Consider the following 15,531-nt stretch of genomic DNA (forward strand, 5'->3'; position numbering starts at 1 on the left):
CCCGCACACGTCTCGCAGTAAATTTGGTATGTATATGCGAGGGAGAGGGGGAAACAGATGAAACACGATCCTGGCTTGCCATCCGGCGCGACGCGGACGCTCCTGTTTCCGAAGACCTGATGCAAAAGCAAAGTAAGATCTCATGTCTTCTTCAGATGTGACCGGCTCACCCAGCCCCGCGGGCTGGGGATTGGCTGCAAAGCTCTTTACAACCCTCGTCCTTCTTGGCGCGATCGCAGTCATGGTCACCGGGGCGCTGGGTTACTTCCGTGCCCGCGACGCTCTCGAAAAAGCAGTCTTCGACCAACTCACGGCCGCCCGTCAGACCAAGACGCGCCAGGTCGAAACCTACTTCCGCACAATCCAGGCGGAACTGCGCCTGCTTGCCACTTCCAAGATGGTGGTCGATGCGACACGCGAGTTCCGGACCGCGGCCGACCAACTCGACCGGGCAGGCGCGCCACCTGACCTGCGGCAGAAGGTCGGCGATTGGTACGCTGAGAACTTCATCCCCGGAATGACGCGCACCCTTGGCAGGGAACCGGCTCTGTCGGACTACCTGCCGGTCGATGGTGCCCCCTACTATCTGCAGTATCACTACATTGTGGACAATCCCAACCCCGCGGAGCGGCGCTACCTTCTCGACGACGCCGGCGACGCAAGCGAATACTCCAGGCTGCATGCCATATATCATCCATTGATGCGCGCTGCGGCTACCACGGTCGGCTTTTTCGATCTCATGATTGCCGATCCCAAATCAGGTCGCCTGATCTATACGGTCGAGAAGGAGGTGGATTTCACCACGTCTCTTCAGTTGGGTCCGTACCGCCGCACCAACGTCGCGGCCGCCGTCGCCCGCTGCTCGCAGATCGCAGACCCGTCGGCCATCTGCCTCGTAGATTTCGCCTCTTATGCGCCATCAGGCGGCGCGCCGATCGCCTTCATGGCAGCACCGGTGATTGCCCAGGGCGTCGTCATCGGCGTGCTGGTCGCGCAATTGTCGAATCATGAGATCGACAACGTCGTCACCGGTAACCGCCGCTGGCGGCAGGAAGGGTTCGGCGACACGGGTGAGGCCTATCTCGTCGGACCCGATTATCTGGTGCGCTCTGGCCCGCGGGCGTTCTACGAGAACCGGGATAACTTCTTCGCCGACCTCAAATCCGTGGGTACTTCGGACCAGGAGATCGCCGCCATTCAGCGTTACGGGACACCAGTGCTGCATCAGCGCATCGACACCAAGGCCTCCCGTGCCGCGCTCGCCGGTGTCGAGGGCACGGGCGAGATCATCGGATACCGTGGCGTCCCGACGCTCGCTTCATGGGGACCGCTTGCGATTTCCGATGTAAAGTGGGCTCTCGTCGCCAAGATCGACAGCGCCGAGGCCTTCGCACCGATCGCCGAACTCCGCCAGGATCTGTTGCTCGTCGGAGGACTGGCGATGCTCGTGGTCGCCGCCACCGCCGCCTGGCTTTCGCGCGCGCTGCTCGGACCGCTCCGCGATCTGACTGCCGGGGTGAAACGCTTCTCTGCTGGCGACTATGCGACCAGCGTGCCCGTCCGCACGCGCGACGAGATTGGCGAACTCTGCTCGGCCTTCAATGGCATGGTTGAGGATCTGCACCAGAAGAATGTCGTGATCGAGAACAAGAACCGCGAGAACGAGCAGCTGCTGCTCAACGTCCTGCCGGCACCGATCGCCAATCGGCTGCGCGCTGGCGAGGAGAGGATCGCCGACGGCTTCGCCGACGTCACGGTCGCCTTCGCAGATCTGGTCGGCTTCACGGCACTGACATCGGAAATGCCGCCGCACGACGTCGTGATGTTTCTCAACGGACTCTTCACGCGCTTCGACGTTGCCGCCAACGATCTCGGCATCGAGAAGATCAAGACGGTGGGCGACTCCTATATGGCGGTGTGCGGCCTACTCGTGCCGGTGGCCAACCACGCCGAGCGCATGGTCCGCATGGCCATCCGCATGGTCCACATTACCCGCGAGCACGCGATGGAACACAACGTCTCGATGAAGCTCAGGGTTGGCGTCAATAGCGGGCCAGTGGTCGCCGGCGTCATTGGCAAGAGCAAGTACATCTATGATTTATGGGGTGACACAGTGAATTTGGCGAGCCGCATGGAGTCTGGTGGAGTTCCCGACTCTGTTCAGGTGACGCGCCCCGTCTACGAACAGCTCAAGGACCAATTCGTCTTCGAGCCGCGCGGCGCTATCGAAGTCAAAGGCAAGGGAAAAGTGGAAGCCTGGGTGTTGAGATTTTAGTTTGCGGGGGCAGCTCCGATGCCCTCTACCTGTTCGGCGTCAATGGCTTTCGCCGCAGGCGCGACTTGGGCGTCCTGAGGGGACCCGCTTAGCGCCTCAGCCCGCAATAACTTCGAGAACCACAAGGCGGACTGCCGGGGCCGCAAGAAGGTGTCGTATTCCGCACTGGTGCGATCCCGTACTTTACATACTATGTGACCTTCAATTGGGGGCTATAGCAAATGAAAGAAGAGACCGGCGTTCAGAAGTTGGTGCGCACGCTGCGTGCCCGAGCACCCGATGACGCAGCTGAGTTGCTCGCCAGAGAGTCTCCCGAGTTCATCCGCGACACACTAAAGCTGTTGCCGGACGGGCACGCCCGCAAGGTGGCCGAGCATTTGCCACTGCATATGCGGCCCATCGGATCTCATGGCGGCGGCGAGGTTGTCGCTATGCCCGAGTCGCTCATCGAGTTGATGGACCCGATTTCCGCCAGCGTTCCTGTCGGGACGACCGTTGCTGCCGCGGTTGAAGCTGTCAGACGCGCCCAAGTGCCGACCGAGCTCACTTATCTCTACGTCACGGACGAGGGCAATAAACTGGTTGGCCTGGTGGTCCTGCGCGATCTGATGCTGAGCGAACCAGCCGCCATTGTCGATCAGATCATGCTGCCCAGGCCGTTTGCTCTTAATGTCGATCTCCCTTTGAGCAACGCATGCGAGGCAGCGGTACGGCGTCACTACCCTGTCTACCCGGTGGTGGACGCCGAGAACCGGCTGCTCGGGCAGGTTCGCGGTTGGCGCTTGTTCGAGCAGCAAATCATTGAGATTTCCGCCCAGTCTGGCCAGATGGTAGGTGTCCAGAAGGAGGAGCGCTCTTTTACGCCGCTGTTTTCAGCCTTCTTGAAGCGTCATCCGTGGCTGCAGTTGAACCTCCTGACGGCCTTCCTGGCCGCATTCGTGGTCAGTTCGTTCACCGGCACGATCGAGAAGATCGTCGCCCTGGCGGCGTTCCTTCCGGTCTTGGCCGGGCAGAGCGGAAACACCGGCTGCCAGGCACTGGCTATGACGCTGCGTGGCCTTGCCCTGGGGGATGTGGACAAACGACCGAAGCTGCACTTGGTGATGAGAGAGGGCGCGCTCGGGATCGCTAACGGCTTGCTCGTCGGCCTTCTTGCGGCTGCGGCGATGTGGTTCTACGCCTCGAGGCAGCCGGAGTCGGCGGCCCAAGCGCCCATGCTGGCACTTGTGATCCTGCTTGCCATGTCCGGAGCGTGCCTCTTGTCCGGAATCTCTGGCGTGCTGATCCCGTTGGGCCTGCGCCGGGTCGGCGCCGATCCGGCGGTCGCTTCGGCGATCTTCCTCACCACCTTGACTGACATTGTAGGCATGGGCCTGATGCTGTGGCTGGCCACGATGCTCGTGCTGTAGCAAGGCGCGTCCAGTGACGCGTCCCTGGGAATTTGGGGGCAATGAGCTGACCTCGTCGCCTTCGGAGAAATTGCGAGAGCCCGGCTAGCGCACACATCGTGAGGAACACCTCAGCATTTCGACTCCTTGCGCAACGCGACGAAAGACCTTTGGATAATCAGTGAGTGACCTGAAGCCTCATTCGGTGACCGGATACGCGCAGAAATGTGCAAACAATATAGATCTTGTCCCATTTAGGGGTTTGAATTATTTGCCACTAGTGCCGGATACTCCAATTACGTTCAGCAACGCTGACAAGATGTTTTGGCAAACGGCGTAGCCGGAATAGGAATGAACCCAAAAATTTGTTGCGCAGCTGCAACAGCTGCTGAAGCTCGCATGGTCTGGTGACAGTCCCGTCGCCTTTTTTTCTTGTGATCGTGCTAAATCCTTCGCACTAGTCGGGTTCGGGTGGGTTCTCGGCATGCTATCTTCGGCTCGAACGATCTTCGGCTTGGCCGCAGCGCTGCTTTTTGGCGGCGTGTTGCCGGCCGGCGCACAAGGTCTTTTTACGGTCTATGACGATGCGTTTTCGGCCCGCATCGCCAGTCCGGCCGACAATGGAACGCTCGCCCAATTCGTCACGGTCGCGGTCAACGCGGGACAATACGATCAGGCGATCTCCTCAATCGAGCAGTATCTGATCAAATACCCCCGCGATGCGCGCGCCCGGCTTGCGGCCAGCCGGTTGTATTATCATGTCGGGTCCTATGAATTGGCCCGGCGGCAGGTGCAGTACGGCATCGAAGTCGGCGGTCTGACCGCAAGTGAGCAGCAGGAAGCTGTTCGCTTGCTGGCTCGCATCGAGCGCGCGTTGCGTGGCGTCACCTGGGAACTCGCCCTGACTGGAGGCGTATTCAGCGCATTCACCGATTTTGAGCCAGGCGGGACGCAGGACGACGACAGCTTCGTCTCGCCCTATGGGCGGGCCGACGGCTTTGTTCGGTGGGACCTCGGCACGCCAAGTGCTGACGCCCTCGTTCTTTCGGGCTCGTTGACGGCGACAGAGCGTTTTTTCACGGACGACCTGTCGGTTCCGGGTAGCGAGAAGACTTTTGTCCACGGCAACGCAGCGATTACCTGGGACAAGGGGCTGCCCAACAGTGGGATCGATTCGCTTCGCCTGCTGCTTTCCGCGTTTACCGTTACCGATCGTTTCGACAGCGAAATCCACGAAACCGGCGTCGGCGTCAGTGGACGATTCCTCGTTCGCCCGACGGTCGAGACGACCCTCTTCGCCGGTGGCGGCTACATCGATCTAAGCGCCTCGCAAGGCATTTTCGCGGATAGCAGGGTCTTCTATGAGGCAGGCGGCAGCTACCGCTTCCGCAATGGCCAGGCGCTCGGACTGCGCTTTGTCGGCTCGAATGACTTCGCTTCAGGATCTGGCGAAATCGGCCGCAGCTACACGGGCGAGGTCCGCTATGGCGGCCTGTTGATGACCGTACCGGATTTTTTCGCATGGTCGCACCAGATCGCCTTCTCGGCCGGCCACAGCGACACTCCCGATCTGTCTGTCGGCATCGGCACAAATATCAAGAGCGACTTCTGGCGCATTGCCTCGGAAAGCGATTTTCAGGTGACGGAAGCCCATAAGATCAGCGTTGATCTCGCCTATCGAGAAACCAACTTCGCCATCGCCAACCGCGACCGAAAATCGTTCGAAATGCTCATGAGCTATACGTTGACGCTCAATTGAAAGGGCCGCGATGAGGTACCGTCCGATCGCGATTTTTATCGCTTGCCTTGCCTTCGCGGCACCCTCCGCCGCTGAGACGGTCGGGTCGATGACAGCCTATCAGACCAACATCGTCCGCAATAACGGTGGGACAATGAACGTTGGTGCCGGCGTCGAACTGGGCGACCAGTTGCGCAGCGATCCCACCGGTCTTGGAATGCTGGTGTTCCGGGATGAATCGAGCGCCAAGATAGGTCCGAACACCAGCCTGACGATCGATGAATTCGTCTATAATCCGGGCTCCGGATCGGGAAAGATCGACATCGGCATGAACAGTGGCCTGGCCCGTTTTTATGGCGGCCAGGTTTCGAAACGGGGCGTCATGCAGGTTGCGACGCCGCATATGGTGCTCGGCGCGAGGGGCGGCATCATCGAAGTGCTGGTGGCAGCCGGCCAGACCGTCGGCATACTGCGCGCCGGCCGTATGACCTGCACGATCAATGGCAAACGGTTAGTCATCACAAACCCAGGCTACGCCTGCACATCGGAAGATGGCAAGCTGCTGGCCGGCTACGGCGGAATCGACACCTTCCCGATATTGGACAGTATCGACCGGATAGCCGGTACCGGCCTGCCAGGCGCACCAGGTCCTGGATTGGACGTAAGCGCAATTTGTGCGTCGGCGCTCGGCGGCTCGCTTAAAGTCTGCGACTCCACGGACGGCGCATTGCCAGGAGTGGTCATGGAATTCCCAGACAGCCCAACGCCGCCTGTGGGCAGCGGGGGGCGCAGGGACGATGGCGAGGGCGATGGCTGCTCCCGCTTCTGCAATTAAGCCCGGGCGCCTGGTATGAGCCCCTTTGCCGATTGGCGCTGGGCTGATCGGCTTTGGGCTGATTGGCGCTGGACCGTGAGGCGCAAGATATCCGGTTTCGTGCTCATTCTTTTGCTGCTCGCTTGCCATTTGGCTTTCGAGGGGCCGCTGTCGCGCCTGCGCGAACGCACGTACGACTTCTACCAGTTTCTCGCCCCGCGCCCGGCGACGAGCAATCCTGTCGTGATCGTCTCGATAGACGACGCCAGCCTCAACGCACATGGGCGATGGCCCTGGAACCGTGGCCTCCTGGCCGATCTGGTCGATGGCATCACCCAATCCGGCGCGTCGGTGGTCGGGCTTGCACTGGTACTCCCCGAAGCCGACACCTCGCCTGAGGGCATCGCCGGAGACAAGCGACTGGCTGCGGCGCTGGCCAAAAATCGGACGGCGCTTGCCGTCAGCCTGGGCAACGAGGCGACGGTTTCAGAAGCAGAACCCAAAGCCGGCTGGTCGATCGTCGGGCAAGTCCCGGATACACTTCCCGGCTTCACCGGCCTGACCGGCTCGCTTGCCGAATTCTCGAACGCGGCCGTGGGCCTCGGCGTGATTCGCACCTTGCCCGATCCCGACGGCGTACTGCGCCATGTGCCGCTGCTCTGGATTCGCAACACCGCTCAAGGCGTGCAATTGTGGCCGTCCTTCTCACTCGAGCTCCTTCGCCTTTACGCCGGACAGGAGGGTTACATAGCCCGGATGAATACAGCCGGGTTCGACGCGCTTAGGATGGCCGGCGCCATTGTGCCGCTCGAGCCGGAGGGCGGCATCCGCCTCTGGGAAACTGCCACCGATACGCCCCGCCTGTCTGCCAGCACCATCCTTTCGGGCCATGGCGATCCGCGGCTACAGAACGCTATCGCCATTGTCGAGTTGTCGGCTGTGGGACTGACGCAGTACCTGCCCACGCCGACGCATCCAACGCGACCAGGCGCGGATATCCACGCCGACGCGATCGCCCAGATGCTTGCGGGGCGCTACCTGGCAGAGCCAGCGCACGCACGAATGCTCGAGCGGCTCTGGTTTCTCCTCAGTGCCGTCGTTTTCATCGGGCTTTCCGGAGTGCTCGCCGGGCGTGTCGTGGTTGGCGCCCTCGCCCTGACGCTGCTCGCCGTCACCCCGTTCGTGTTCGGCGCTCTCGAGTACAGCCTGCAGGGTGCACTCTACGACCCGCTGCAGCCGGCGCTTGCAACGATCATGGTTGCGGGCTTCGAAGGCTATGTCCTATACAGGCGCAGCGAGCAGCGCCGGTCCACCCTGACGCGACAGTTCTCCCAATATCTGTCGCCCTCCGTGGTGCAGCGCCTCGCAAGCTCGGATACAGAGGCAATCCTGTCCGGCGAGAAGCGCGAGATCACAATCCTGCTCAGCGACATACGCGGTTTCACGACGATGAGCGAACAGCTCGACACCCAAGAAATCGCCAAGGTGGTCAACCATTTCCTTGGCATTGCCACCGATGAGATCCTCACGCGCGACGGCACCATCGACAAGTTCATGGGCGATGCGGTGCTGGCCTTCTGGAACGCACCGCTTGATCAACCCGATCATCGCGAGCGTGCGCTCGAGGCGGGCCTTGCCCTGATCGAGCGGGTGAAGCTCGAAAACGCCGCCTTCACCGCGGATGGCCATCGCTCCATCGAAATTGGCGTCGCCATCGAGACCGGCATCTGCTCGGTAGGCAATTTCGGGTCCGAACGGCGCTTCGATTACACCGCGATCGGCTCCCCGGTGAACCGCGCGGCACGGCTCGAATCGACGACCAAGAAGCTGGGCATCCCCCTGGTGCTTGGACCCGGCTTTGCGGCAGGAGCATCGATGCCGGTTGTCCAGGCGGGCGCCTTTGAGCTCCAGGGTTTCAAGGGCGAGGTACCGGTTTTCACCGTTTCGGAGATGCAAGCTGCCGAGCCGCGAAGTAGCGAACCAACGCGGTGAGCAATCTGGCGCCCCTGCCGGGGTGGTTCGTTCGCCGCCATCTGTGCAAATGGCACCGCCTAATCTTGCACCCCGAACCCCAAGCACACTCTGACCGGTCCGCTTCCGGCTAACTGCAGCATTTTCCGCTTTGAGGCGAAATAATTCCCAACTATGATCCGCCACGCTTAAGGCATGGGGGATTGCCGATGGTTTTATCACGTAGGGGTGTCGTGATCGGTGGCTTGGCGCTGGTCGCGGTCGGTGCAAGTGGCACTATTGTTCAAGCCGCGGCGGCAAAGTCTTTTTTCGCCGGTACCGCCAGCGACAACAGTTTTGTCTATCGCAAGACCAACTTCGCCAAGATCGACAAGAGATGGCATCGCCAGATCGTCAAGTATTTCAGCAGCGAGCCGGTCGGCACCGTCGTGGTCGATACCCGCCACCACTTCCTCTACCTCATCATGGAAAACAAGACCGCCATCCGCTACGGCGTCGGCGTAGGCAAGGAAGGCTTCAAATGGTACGGCCGCGCGACGATCGACCGCCGCGCGCTGTGGCCGCAATGGGTCCCGCCCCCCGAAATGCGTAAGCGCAGGCCGGAGCTGCCGCCCATGGTCGCAGGCGGCGCGCCCAACAATCCGCTCGGGCCGCGCGCGCTCTATCTGTACCGCGACGGCGCCGACATCGGCTACCGCCTGCATGGCACGCTGGAGCCATGGAGCATCGGCACCGACGCTTCCAGCGGCTGCATCCGCATGTTCCCGGAAGACATCATCGACCTCTACCAGCGGTGCCCGATCGGCACCGCGGTGGAGGTCCTGCCGCACATCGCCGACCAGGCGCCCCCTTCCACCACTGTCGAATGATTGGGCGGATCATGAACCGCATGATTGAAAACACGCGCCGGCTGCTCGCCGCCAGCCTGCTGGTGCTGACCGCATCCTGCTCGACGAGCAACACGCTGACCCCGCCCACGCCCGACGTCACCAACGCCGAGATTGCCGGCTTCCAGAACGTGCAGCCGGGCAGCGAGGAGGATTTTATCCTCAATGTCGGCCGCCGCACCTATTTCACGAAAGGTTCGGCCGCGCTCGATTCTGTCGCCAAGACCACCCTCGACACCCAGATCGCCTGGTTGTCAAAGTATCCGCGCTGGCTGCTCAAGCTGCAGGGTTTCGCCGACGATCCCGGCGCAAGCGAAACAGCGCTGTCGCAGCAGCGCGCCGATGCGGTGATGAACTACCTCGCCGCCGGCGGCATAGACCGCAACCGCATGTGGGCCAAGGGCTACGGCAAGGACAGGCTCGTCCGCGACTGCCCCGACAACGCCTGCAGGTCGCAGAACCGCCGCGTTGTGTCCAATCTGCGCGATGAGAGGGACGAGTCGTAGGGGCTGCTGTTTTGCTTGTCACCAAATCAGAGCCTCACAACGCGACGGCGGCATGGCTGCTTTACGCCTCATGTCGGGCGAAGAGATTGGCTTAACGCTGCCTGAAAGCAGACGTGGCCAGCGGCAGGGCCGGACGTCTTGATTGCACCAATTGCTGACATGGCATCAGCTTCCTCAGCGCCGCGAGGTCCGTGGAACGATTGACAGCTCTAGGCCTTTTGTCCGGGTTGGCATGGCTGGACACGGGCGGCTAAGGCTGGAAATGTGATTGCGTCTTCGCTGCCGGGGCTGGCCGGAGGACGAGGAGGATGGCGCTGAATTTCGAATATATTGCCGGCCATCCGGCGCTGCATCGTTATGTCCAGGCGCAGTCGAAGGCGCTGCTGCACATCTATGAAACGAGCCCGCGCCTGGCCGCCGTGTTCGCCACGCAACAGCGCTGGCTGCTGGCTCACACCGGCCTTGCCATGCATTTCGCCCGCGACCCGCGCGATCCCCGCACGGAACTTACTCTCGCCCGCTTCATCGATGCCGTGCTCCGCTATTCCGTCGCCAGCCGCAACACGGCCGAGGCCTTCATCAAGGAGATGCTGCACTATCACATCATCGAATACCTGCCGCACACCGGTGACGGACGCGCCCATCCCTTTCAGGTGACGACAGCGACGCTGAAGGAATTCGATGGCTGGGTGTTTGCGCATCTGCGCACACTCGACGGCCTCGACGGCGGGAATCGCCTCGCTTTGTTTCTCGAGCAGCCCGGCATGATTGCCAGGCTGCAGCCGCTGGTTGCGGAAGGCCTGCTCTCCTCCAACCCGGTGCGCGAACCCAAACAGACCTTTTCGCTGTTTATCTGGCTCAACAATGGCGGCATCGTCATGGATTGGCTGATGTCCGGCATCGATCCTGACAATGCCGGTCTCGACCAGATCCCGACCAGCGTGGTTTCGGTCGGAGAATTCGCCAGGTGGTTAAAACTCTCGCGCACCCATCTGGCGCGCAAGTTGCGCGACGCAGAAAAGCTCGGCAGCGTCGGCTGGATGGGCCGGCGCGGGCATTCGGTAATGTGGGTCTCGAACAGCTTCTATCAGGAATACATGACCGTTCAGGCCGCCAAACTTGCGGTCATCGATGCCGCTTTCGAGGCCTGTCGCCCGATGCAAAAGGCTGGCTGAACCTCCACGCTCACAACTCTTGGGAAAGGTAATCATACCAATTGCCAAGACCTGGCAGGCGGCAATGTGGTCTCGAACAGCTTCTACCAGGAATATATGAGCGCGCAGGCCTTCAAGCTCGCCATCATCGATGCTGCTTACGCGGCACCGTTTCCGACATCGACAAGCGGAACGATCCAGGCTGAACTATAGCGATCCATCCCGACTGAAACGGGATGGATCAACGGGTCAGGGAAGCCGGCGCACCGCATCAATCGATGTCGAACGACACGCCCTGTGCCAGCGGCAGCGCCTTGGAGTAGTTCACCGTGTTGGTGGCGCGGCGCATATAGGCCTTCCAGGCGTCCGAACCGCTCTCGCGTCCGCCGCCGGTCTCCTTCTCGCCACCGAAGGCGCCTCCGATCTCGGCACCCGATGTGCCGATGTTGACGTTGGCGATACCGCAATCCGAACCGTCGACGCCGAGGAAGCGCTCGGATTCCTGCAGGTCGCGGGTGAAGATCGACGACGACAGACCGGCGCCGACAGCATTGTGCTCGTCGAGCACGGCGTCGAAATCGGAGTATTTCATCACATAGAGGATCGGCGCGAAGGTCTCTTCGGTGACCGGAGACACCTGCTTCGGCATTTCGACCAGCGCCGGATGCACGTAGTAGGCGTCGGGATGGCCGTTCTCCACCCGCGTGCCGCCGGTCACCTTGCCGCCGTGAGCGGTGGCTTCTTTGAGCGCTTTCTGCATGGCGTCGAACGCCGCCTTGTCGATCAGCGGACCGACCAGCGAGGAGGTCTCCAGCGGGTTGCCGACCGAGACGCTCTCATAGGCCTTCTTCAGCCGCGGCAGCAGCGCGTCATAGACGCTGTCATGCACGAAGAGACGCCGCAGCGTCGTGCAGCGCTGGCCGGCGGTGCCCATGGCGCCGAAGGCGATGGCGCGCAGCGCCATATCGAGATCGGCGGTTGGGCAGACGATGCCGGCATTGTTGCCGCCGAGTTCCAGCACGGCGCGGGCAAAGCGCTTGGCCAGCCTTGGGCCGACATCTCGGCCCATGCGCGTCGAGCCTGTGGCCGAAACCAGCGGCACCCTGGGATGATCGACGAGGATCTCGCCGACAGCGCGGTCGCCGATCAGCACCTGCGCCAAGCCCTGCGGCGCGTCAGCGCCGAAGCGCTTGACCGCGCGCGCAAAAATCGCCTCGCAGGCGAGCGCCGTCAGCGGCGTCTTTTCCGACGGCTTCCACACCACGGCATCGCCGCAGACCAGCGCAAGTGCTGCATTCCACGACCACACCGCGACCGGGAAGTTGAAGGCCGAAATGACGCCGACGACGCCCAGCGGATGCCAGGTTTCCATCATGCGGTGTCCCGGACGCTCGGTGGCGATGGTCAGGCCGTAGAGCTGGCGGGACAGGCCGACGGCGAAATCGCAGATGTCGATCATTTCCTGGACTTCGCCGAGGCCTTCAGACGGGATCTTGCCGACCTCGATCGACACCAGCCGGCCAAGCTCGGCCTTGTGCGCGCGCAATTCCTCGCCGAGCAGCCGCACCAGTTCGCCGCGCCGGGGGCCCGGCACCATCCGCCAGGCCTGGAACGCCTTGTGCGCGGCATCGATGGCCTTGGCCGCCTCGGCCGGTGAAATCGTCTTAAGCGCCGCGATCTGCTCCCCCGTCACCGGGCTGCGCACGATGAGGTCGCCGCCGCTAAGCGCGTCCTTGGCCACGCCCAGTTTCGCCAGAAGTTCAGCCGTTTCCTTCGCTATCGTCATTTTTATCCCTTTCAGATCCGCTCGCCATAATATGGCGGCGGTCGAGCCTTCGCGCCACGTCGCCTGCGTGCCGCGGGCACGTCGGGCGCTGTCATGGCGTGGCATTACTCGTTTCAGGGGAAAATCGCCACCCCGGCATGGTCCAAGCCGGGACTGCACGATTGAGCCAGCAGTCTTCAGTGCGCTGTTTTCGCCGGCGCCTTCACGGCGCCGTCTCTCATCAACCGGTCGATATGCATGCGGATATGGGCGGCTTCCGCCGCCGTGTTGGCCAAGGCAATCGCACGGTCAAAGGCAACACGCGCCTCATCGCCACGGTCAAGTTGCATCAGCAACCCGCCCTTGAGGCCAAAGAAGTGGAAATAACCGGACAGCCTTTCGCCAAGCGGCTCGATCATGGCAAGGGCGGCTTCCGGACCACGCACCTTGGCGACCGCAACCGCCCGGTTCAGCGTCACCACCGGCGATGGCTGCATCCTTTCCAGCAGGCTGTAGAGCAGATCGATCTCGGTCCAGTCGGTTTCCTCGGGCGTTGCCGCCCGCGCATGCAGTGCCGCAATCGCCGCCTGCACCTGGTAGGGGCCGGGCTTCTGGTGGCGCAGCGCCTTGTCGACCAGCGCCAGCCCCTCGTCGATCATCTTCCGGCTCCACAGCGAGCGGTCCTGGTCGTCGAGCAGCACGATCTCGCCGTTCTCGTCGAAACGCGCCGGTGCACGCGCATGCTGCAGCAGCAGCAGCGCCGTCAGCCCCATGATCTCAGGCTCGGTCTGGAACAGCCTGAGCAGCAGGCGCGCCAGCCGGATCGCCTCTTCGCAGAGCGGCGCGCGCGCCGGCGCCTCGCCACTGTTGGTCGAATAGCCCTCGTTGAAGATCAGATAGACCATGGCCGCAACGGCTGCGAGCCGCTCTGAGCGCTCGACCGCGCCCGGCGTCTCGAACGGCACGCCGGCGTCGGCAATGCGCGCCTTGGCGCGGGTGATGCGCTGCTCCATGGCGCTTTCGCCAACCAGGAAGGCGCGCGCGATCTGCTTGACGGTGAGGCCGGAGACGATGCGCAGCGCCACCGCAATCTGCTGCGTTGCCGGCAGGTCGGGATGGCAGCAGATGAAAAGCAGCCGCAATATATCGTCGCGGTAATGCGCGCCGTCCAGCCGCTCGGCGATATCGCTCTCGGCATCCTCAAGGTCCGAGATCTGGTCCTCTTCCGGCATCGGCGCCTGCTTGGCGCGCTTGCGCACCGCGTCGATGCCGCTGTTGCGGCCGACAAAGATCAGCCAGGCCGCCGGATCGCGCGGCGGCCCGTTCTGCGGCCAGTTCTTGAGTGCCCTGAGACACGCGTCCTGGAAAGCCTCTTCCGCCGTATCGAGATCGCGGAAATAGCGCAGCAGCGCGCCCATCGCCTGTGGGCGGGCGGCTGAGATCGCAGAGCTGATCCAGGAAAGGTCGGTCATTTCAAAACTCTGGTTGGGTCGAAGATGGAAACCGGTCGGATCTCATAGGATCCACCGCTGGGATTGACCTCGGAAAGCTCGCGCGCGAAGTCGACGGCCTCATCGAGATCGGCGCATTCGAGCGTGTAGAAGCCGAGGAACTGTTCCTTGGTCTCGGCAAACGGGCCGTCGATGACCACCGATTCGCCCTTGACCTGGCGCAGCGTCGTCGCTGCGGTGGTGGGCAGAAGCCGTGCCACCGGGCCAAGCCGGCCGGCGTCAGCATATTTTTGCTGCACATTGAGCAGCTTCGCCATCACATCGTCATCCTGTGCCTTGCTCCAGGAGGAGACGACATCTTCGGAGGCATAGCAGAGGATAGCGTAGAGCATGGGACGTCCTTTTCTGTATCAAAGGACGAAACAGTAGGGCTTATGCCGACATGGCGTCGACAAAAAAGTTAGGGCTATTTCTCAGCCTTCGCCCGCCTTCAATCTTCGCTCGACTTCAGCCACCGCAGCACCAGCGCCTCCTCGTCGTCGAGGCCATCTATGGATCGCTTGCGTTTGTTGGCTTCAGTCATTTCGCTGAGCAGCCGCCCCTGCGCCCAGGATTCGAAGACCTGCGGATGGATGTAGCATTTGCGGCAGACGGCGCGCGTGTTGCCGAGCCGCTCGGCCACCTTGTCGATGACGGCATTCATCACCCGCTTCACCCCGGCCTGGCTTTCGGGAAGTTCCGTCTGTGCAAACAGCGACGCGGCGTGGATGGTGCCGCCCCAGGTGCGGAAATGCTTGGAGCTGAAGTCTTCTCCCACAGCATCGCGTATGTAGCGGTTGACGTCGTCGGAGCGCACCGGATGCCTCGCCCCGTCCTCGTCCAGATACTGGAACAGTTTTTGCCCCGGTATATCCTGCGCGCCGCGCACGACCCGAGCGATGCGGCGGTCGACCAGCTTGAGTTTCCATTCCTTGCCGGATTTGCCCTTGAAGGCAAAGCGCAGGCTCGATCCCTTGATATCGACATGGCGGTCGCGCAGGGTCGTCAGCCCAAAACTCTTGTTGTCGCGTGCATAGGCTGCATTGCCGACACGGATCATCGTGTTGTCGAGCAGCCACACGATTGCCGCCATGACGCGCTCGGCCGGCAGGCCGTGGCGGCGCAGATCGGCGTCGATGCGGCGGCGCAGCTCCGGCAGGCTTTCAGCAAAGGCGACGAGGCTCGAATATTTGGCACCGTCACGCTCCGCGGCCCACAGCGGATGGTAACGATACTGCTTGCGCCCGCGCTGGTCGCGGCCGGTCGCCTGGATATGGCCGGCGGGATCGGGCGAGATCCACACATCCGTCCACGCCGGCGGAATGGCCAGCGCCTTGATGCGGGCGATGGCCGATGCACCGACGGCCTGGCCTTTCGCGCCTTTGTAGGAAAATCCCTCGCCTGCCTTCAGACGGCGAATACCCGGCTCGCTGTCGCTGACATAGGTAAGCGAGGCCTGATCGGCGAAGACTTGGCCGCGCGCCTGCCCATTCCCGATGCCCTCGGCAGCATCAACCGAAATTGCACCCCGCCTGCCCAGCAT

General features: G+C 62.4%; 12 protein-coding genes. 8 read left to right on the forward strand and 4 right to left on the reverse strand.

Translation table 11 applies throughout. The features are described 5' to 3' along the window. Nucleotides 1-142: 142 nt before the first annotated feature. The 8 genes from FJV77_RS05880 (at nt 143) to FJV77_RS05915 (ending at nt 10,754) form a co-directional block, all read left to right on the forward strand. Nucleotides 143-2,275 carry an adenylate/guanylate cyclase domain-containing protein gene (locus FJV77_RS05880; protein WP_246691150.1) on the forward strand — a complete coding sequence of 711 codons (2,133 nt, stop codon included), beginning with the start codon at nt 143-145 and terminating at the stop codon, nt 2,273-2,275. A 221-nt stretch (nt 2,276-2,496) separates the two neighbouring features. Next, nucleotides 2,497-3,684 (forward strand): magnesium transporter, encoded by a 1,188-nt coding sequence (locus FJV77_RS05885; protein WP_142865917.1) that lies wholly within the window; start codon nt 2,497-2,499, stop codon nt 3,682-3,684. A 493-nt stretch (nt 3,685-4,177) separates the two neighbouring features. After that, the gene (locus FJV77_RS05890; protein ID WP_185970205.1) at nt 4,178-5,422 is read left to right on the forward strand and encodes a tetratricopeptide repeat protein; all 1,245 of its coding nucleotides are present in this window, start codon (nt 4,178-4,180) and stop codon (nt 5,420-5,422) included. Nucleotides 5,423-5,510: 88 nt separating this feature from the next. Continuing rightward, nucleotides 5,511-6,236, forward strand: coding sequence for a FecR domain-containing protein (locus FJV77_RS05895; RefSeq protein ID WP_185970206.1), 726 nt, complete (start codon nt 5,511-5,513; stop codon nt 6,234-6,236). Nucleotides 6,237-6,251: 15 nt separating this feature from the next. Further along, a complete protein-coding gene (locus FJV77_RS05900) occupies nt 6,252-8,207 on the forward strand; it encodes an adenylate/guanylate cyclase domain-containing protein (protein ID WP_142865920.1) in 1,956 nt (651 codons plus the stop codon). A 188-nt stretch (nt 8,208-8,395) separates the two neighbouring features. After that, entirely contained in the window at nt 8,396-9,055 is a 660-nt protein-coding gene (locus tag FJV77_RS05905; protein WP_142865921.1) for a L,D-transpeptidase, read from the forward strand. Between the two features lie 11 nt (nt 9,056-9,066). Continuing rightward, nucleotides 9,067-9,579, forward strand: coding sequence for an OmpA family protein (locus FJV77_RS05910; RefSeq protein WP_142865922.1), 513 nt, complete (start codon nt 9,067-9,069; stop codon nt 9,577-9,579). Nucleotides 9,580-9,887: 308 nt separating this feature from the next. Next, nucleotides 9,888-10,754 carry a hypothetical protein gene (locus FJV77_RS05915; RefSeq protein ID WP_142865923.1) on the forward strand — a complete coding sequence of 289 codons (867 nt, stop codon included), beginning with the start codon at nt 9,888-9,890 and terminating at the stop codon, nt 10,752-10,754. 250 nt (nt 10,755-11,004) lie between these two features. On the opposite strand, the gene FJV77_RS05920 is transcribed toward FJV77_RS05915, so the two are convergent. The 4 genes from FJV77_RS05920 to FJV77_RS05935 form a co-directional block, all read right to left on the reverse strand. Then, nucleotides 11,005-12,519 (reverse strand): aldehyde dehydrogenase family protein, encoded by a 1,515-nt coding sequence (locus FJV77_RS05920; protein WP_142865924.1) that lies wholly within the window; start codon nt 12,517-12,519, stop codon nt 11,005-11,007. Nucleotides 12,520-12,695: 176 nt separating this feature from the next. Further along, nucleotides 12,696-13,970 carry an RNA polymerase sigma factor gene (locus FJV77_RS05925; protein ID WP_142865925.1) on the reverse strand — a complete coding sequence of 425 codons (1,275 nt, stop codon included), beginning with the start codon at nt 13,968-13,970 and terminating at the stop codon, nt 12,696-12,698. Beyond that, nucleotides 13,967-14,341 (reverse strand): YciI family protein, encoded by a 375-nt coding sequence (locus FJV77_RS05930; RefSeq protein ID WP_142865926.1) that lies wholly within the window; start codon nt 14,339-14,341, stop codon nt 13,967-13,969. The genes FJV77_RS05925 and FJV77_RS05930 overlap by 4 nt, the downstream gene beginning before the upstream one ends. Before the next feature lie 98 nt (nt 14,342-14,439). Then, nucleotides 14,440-15,531 (reverse strand): DNA topoisomerase IB, encoded by a 1,092-nt coding sequence (locus FJV77_RS05935; protein WP_142865927.1) that lies wholly within the window; start codon nt 15,529-15,531, stop codon nt 14,440-14,442.

It is taken from the genome of Mesorhizobium sp. WSM4306 (assembly GCF_007003975.1).
Classification (GTDB): domain Bacteria; phylum Pseudomonadota; class Alphaproteobacteria; order Rhizobiales; family Rhizobiaceae; genus Mesorhizobium.

What these genes read in the sequence shown, in the direction of transcription:
- FJV77_RS05895 (WP_185970206.1), top strand. Translation starts at nt 5,511, where the DNA reads ATGACAGCCTATCAGACCAACATCGTCCGCAATAACGGTGGGACAATG.
- FJV77_RS05920 (WP_142865924.1), bottom strand. Translation starts at nt 12,519, where the DNA reads ATGACGATAGCGAAGGAAACGGCTGAACTTCTGGCGAAACTGGGCGTG.
- FJV77_RS05935 (WP_142865927.1), bottom strand. Translation starts at nt 15,531, where the DNA reads ATGCTGGGCAGGCGGGGTGCAATTTCGGTTGATGCTGCCGAGGGCATC.
- FJV77_RS05930 (WP_142865926.1), bottom strand. Translation starts at nt 14,341, where the DNA reads ATGCTCTACGCTATCCTCTGCTATGCCTCCGAAGATGTCGTCTCCTCC.
- FJV77_RS05905 (WP_142865921.1), top strand. Translation starts at nt 8,396, where the DNA reads ATGGTTTTATCACGTAGGGGTGTCGTGATCGGTGGCTTGGCGCTGGTC.
- FJV77_RS05885 (WP_142865917.1), top strand. Translation starts at nt 2,497, where the DNA reads ATGAAAGAAGAGACCGGCGTTCAGAAGTTGGTGCGCACGCTGCGTGCC.
- FJV77_RS05915 (WP_142865923.1), top strand. Translation starts at nt 9,888, where the DNA reads ATGGCGCTGAATTTCGAATATATTGCCGGCCATCCGGCGCTGCATCGT.
- FJV77_RS05910 (WP_142865922.1), top strand. Translation starts at nt 9,067, where the DNA reads ATGAACCGCATGATTGAAAACACGCGCCGGCTGCTCGCCGCCAGCCTG.
- FJV77_RS05900 (WP_142865920.1), top strand. Translation starts at nt 6,252, where the DNA reads ATGAGCCCCTTTGCCGATTGGCGCTGGGCTGATCGGCTTTGGGCTGAT.
- FJV77_RS05925 (WP_142865925.1), bottom strand. Translation starts at nt 13,970, where the DNA reads ATGACCGACCTTTCCTGGATCAGCTCTGCGATCTCAGCCGCCCGCCCA.
- FJV77_RS05880 (WP_246691150.1), top strand. Translation starts at nt 143, where the DNA reads ATGTCTTCTTCAGATGTGACCGGCTCACCCAGCCCCGCGGGCTGGGGA.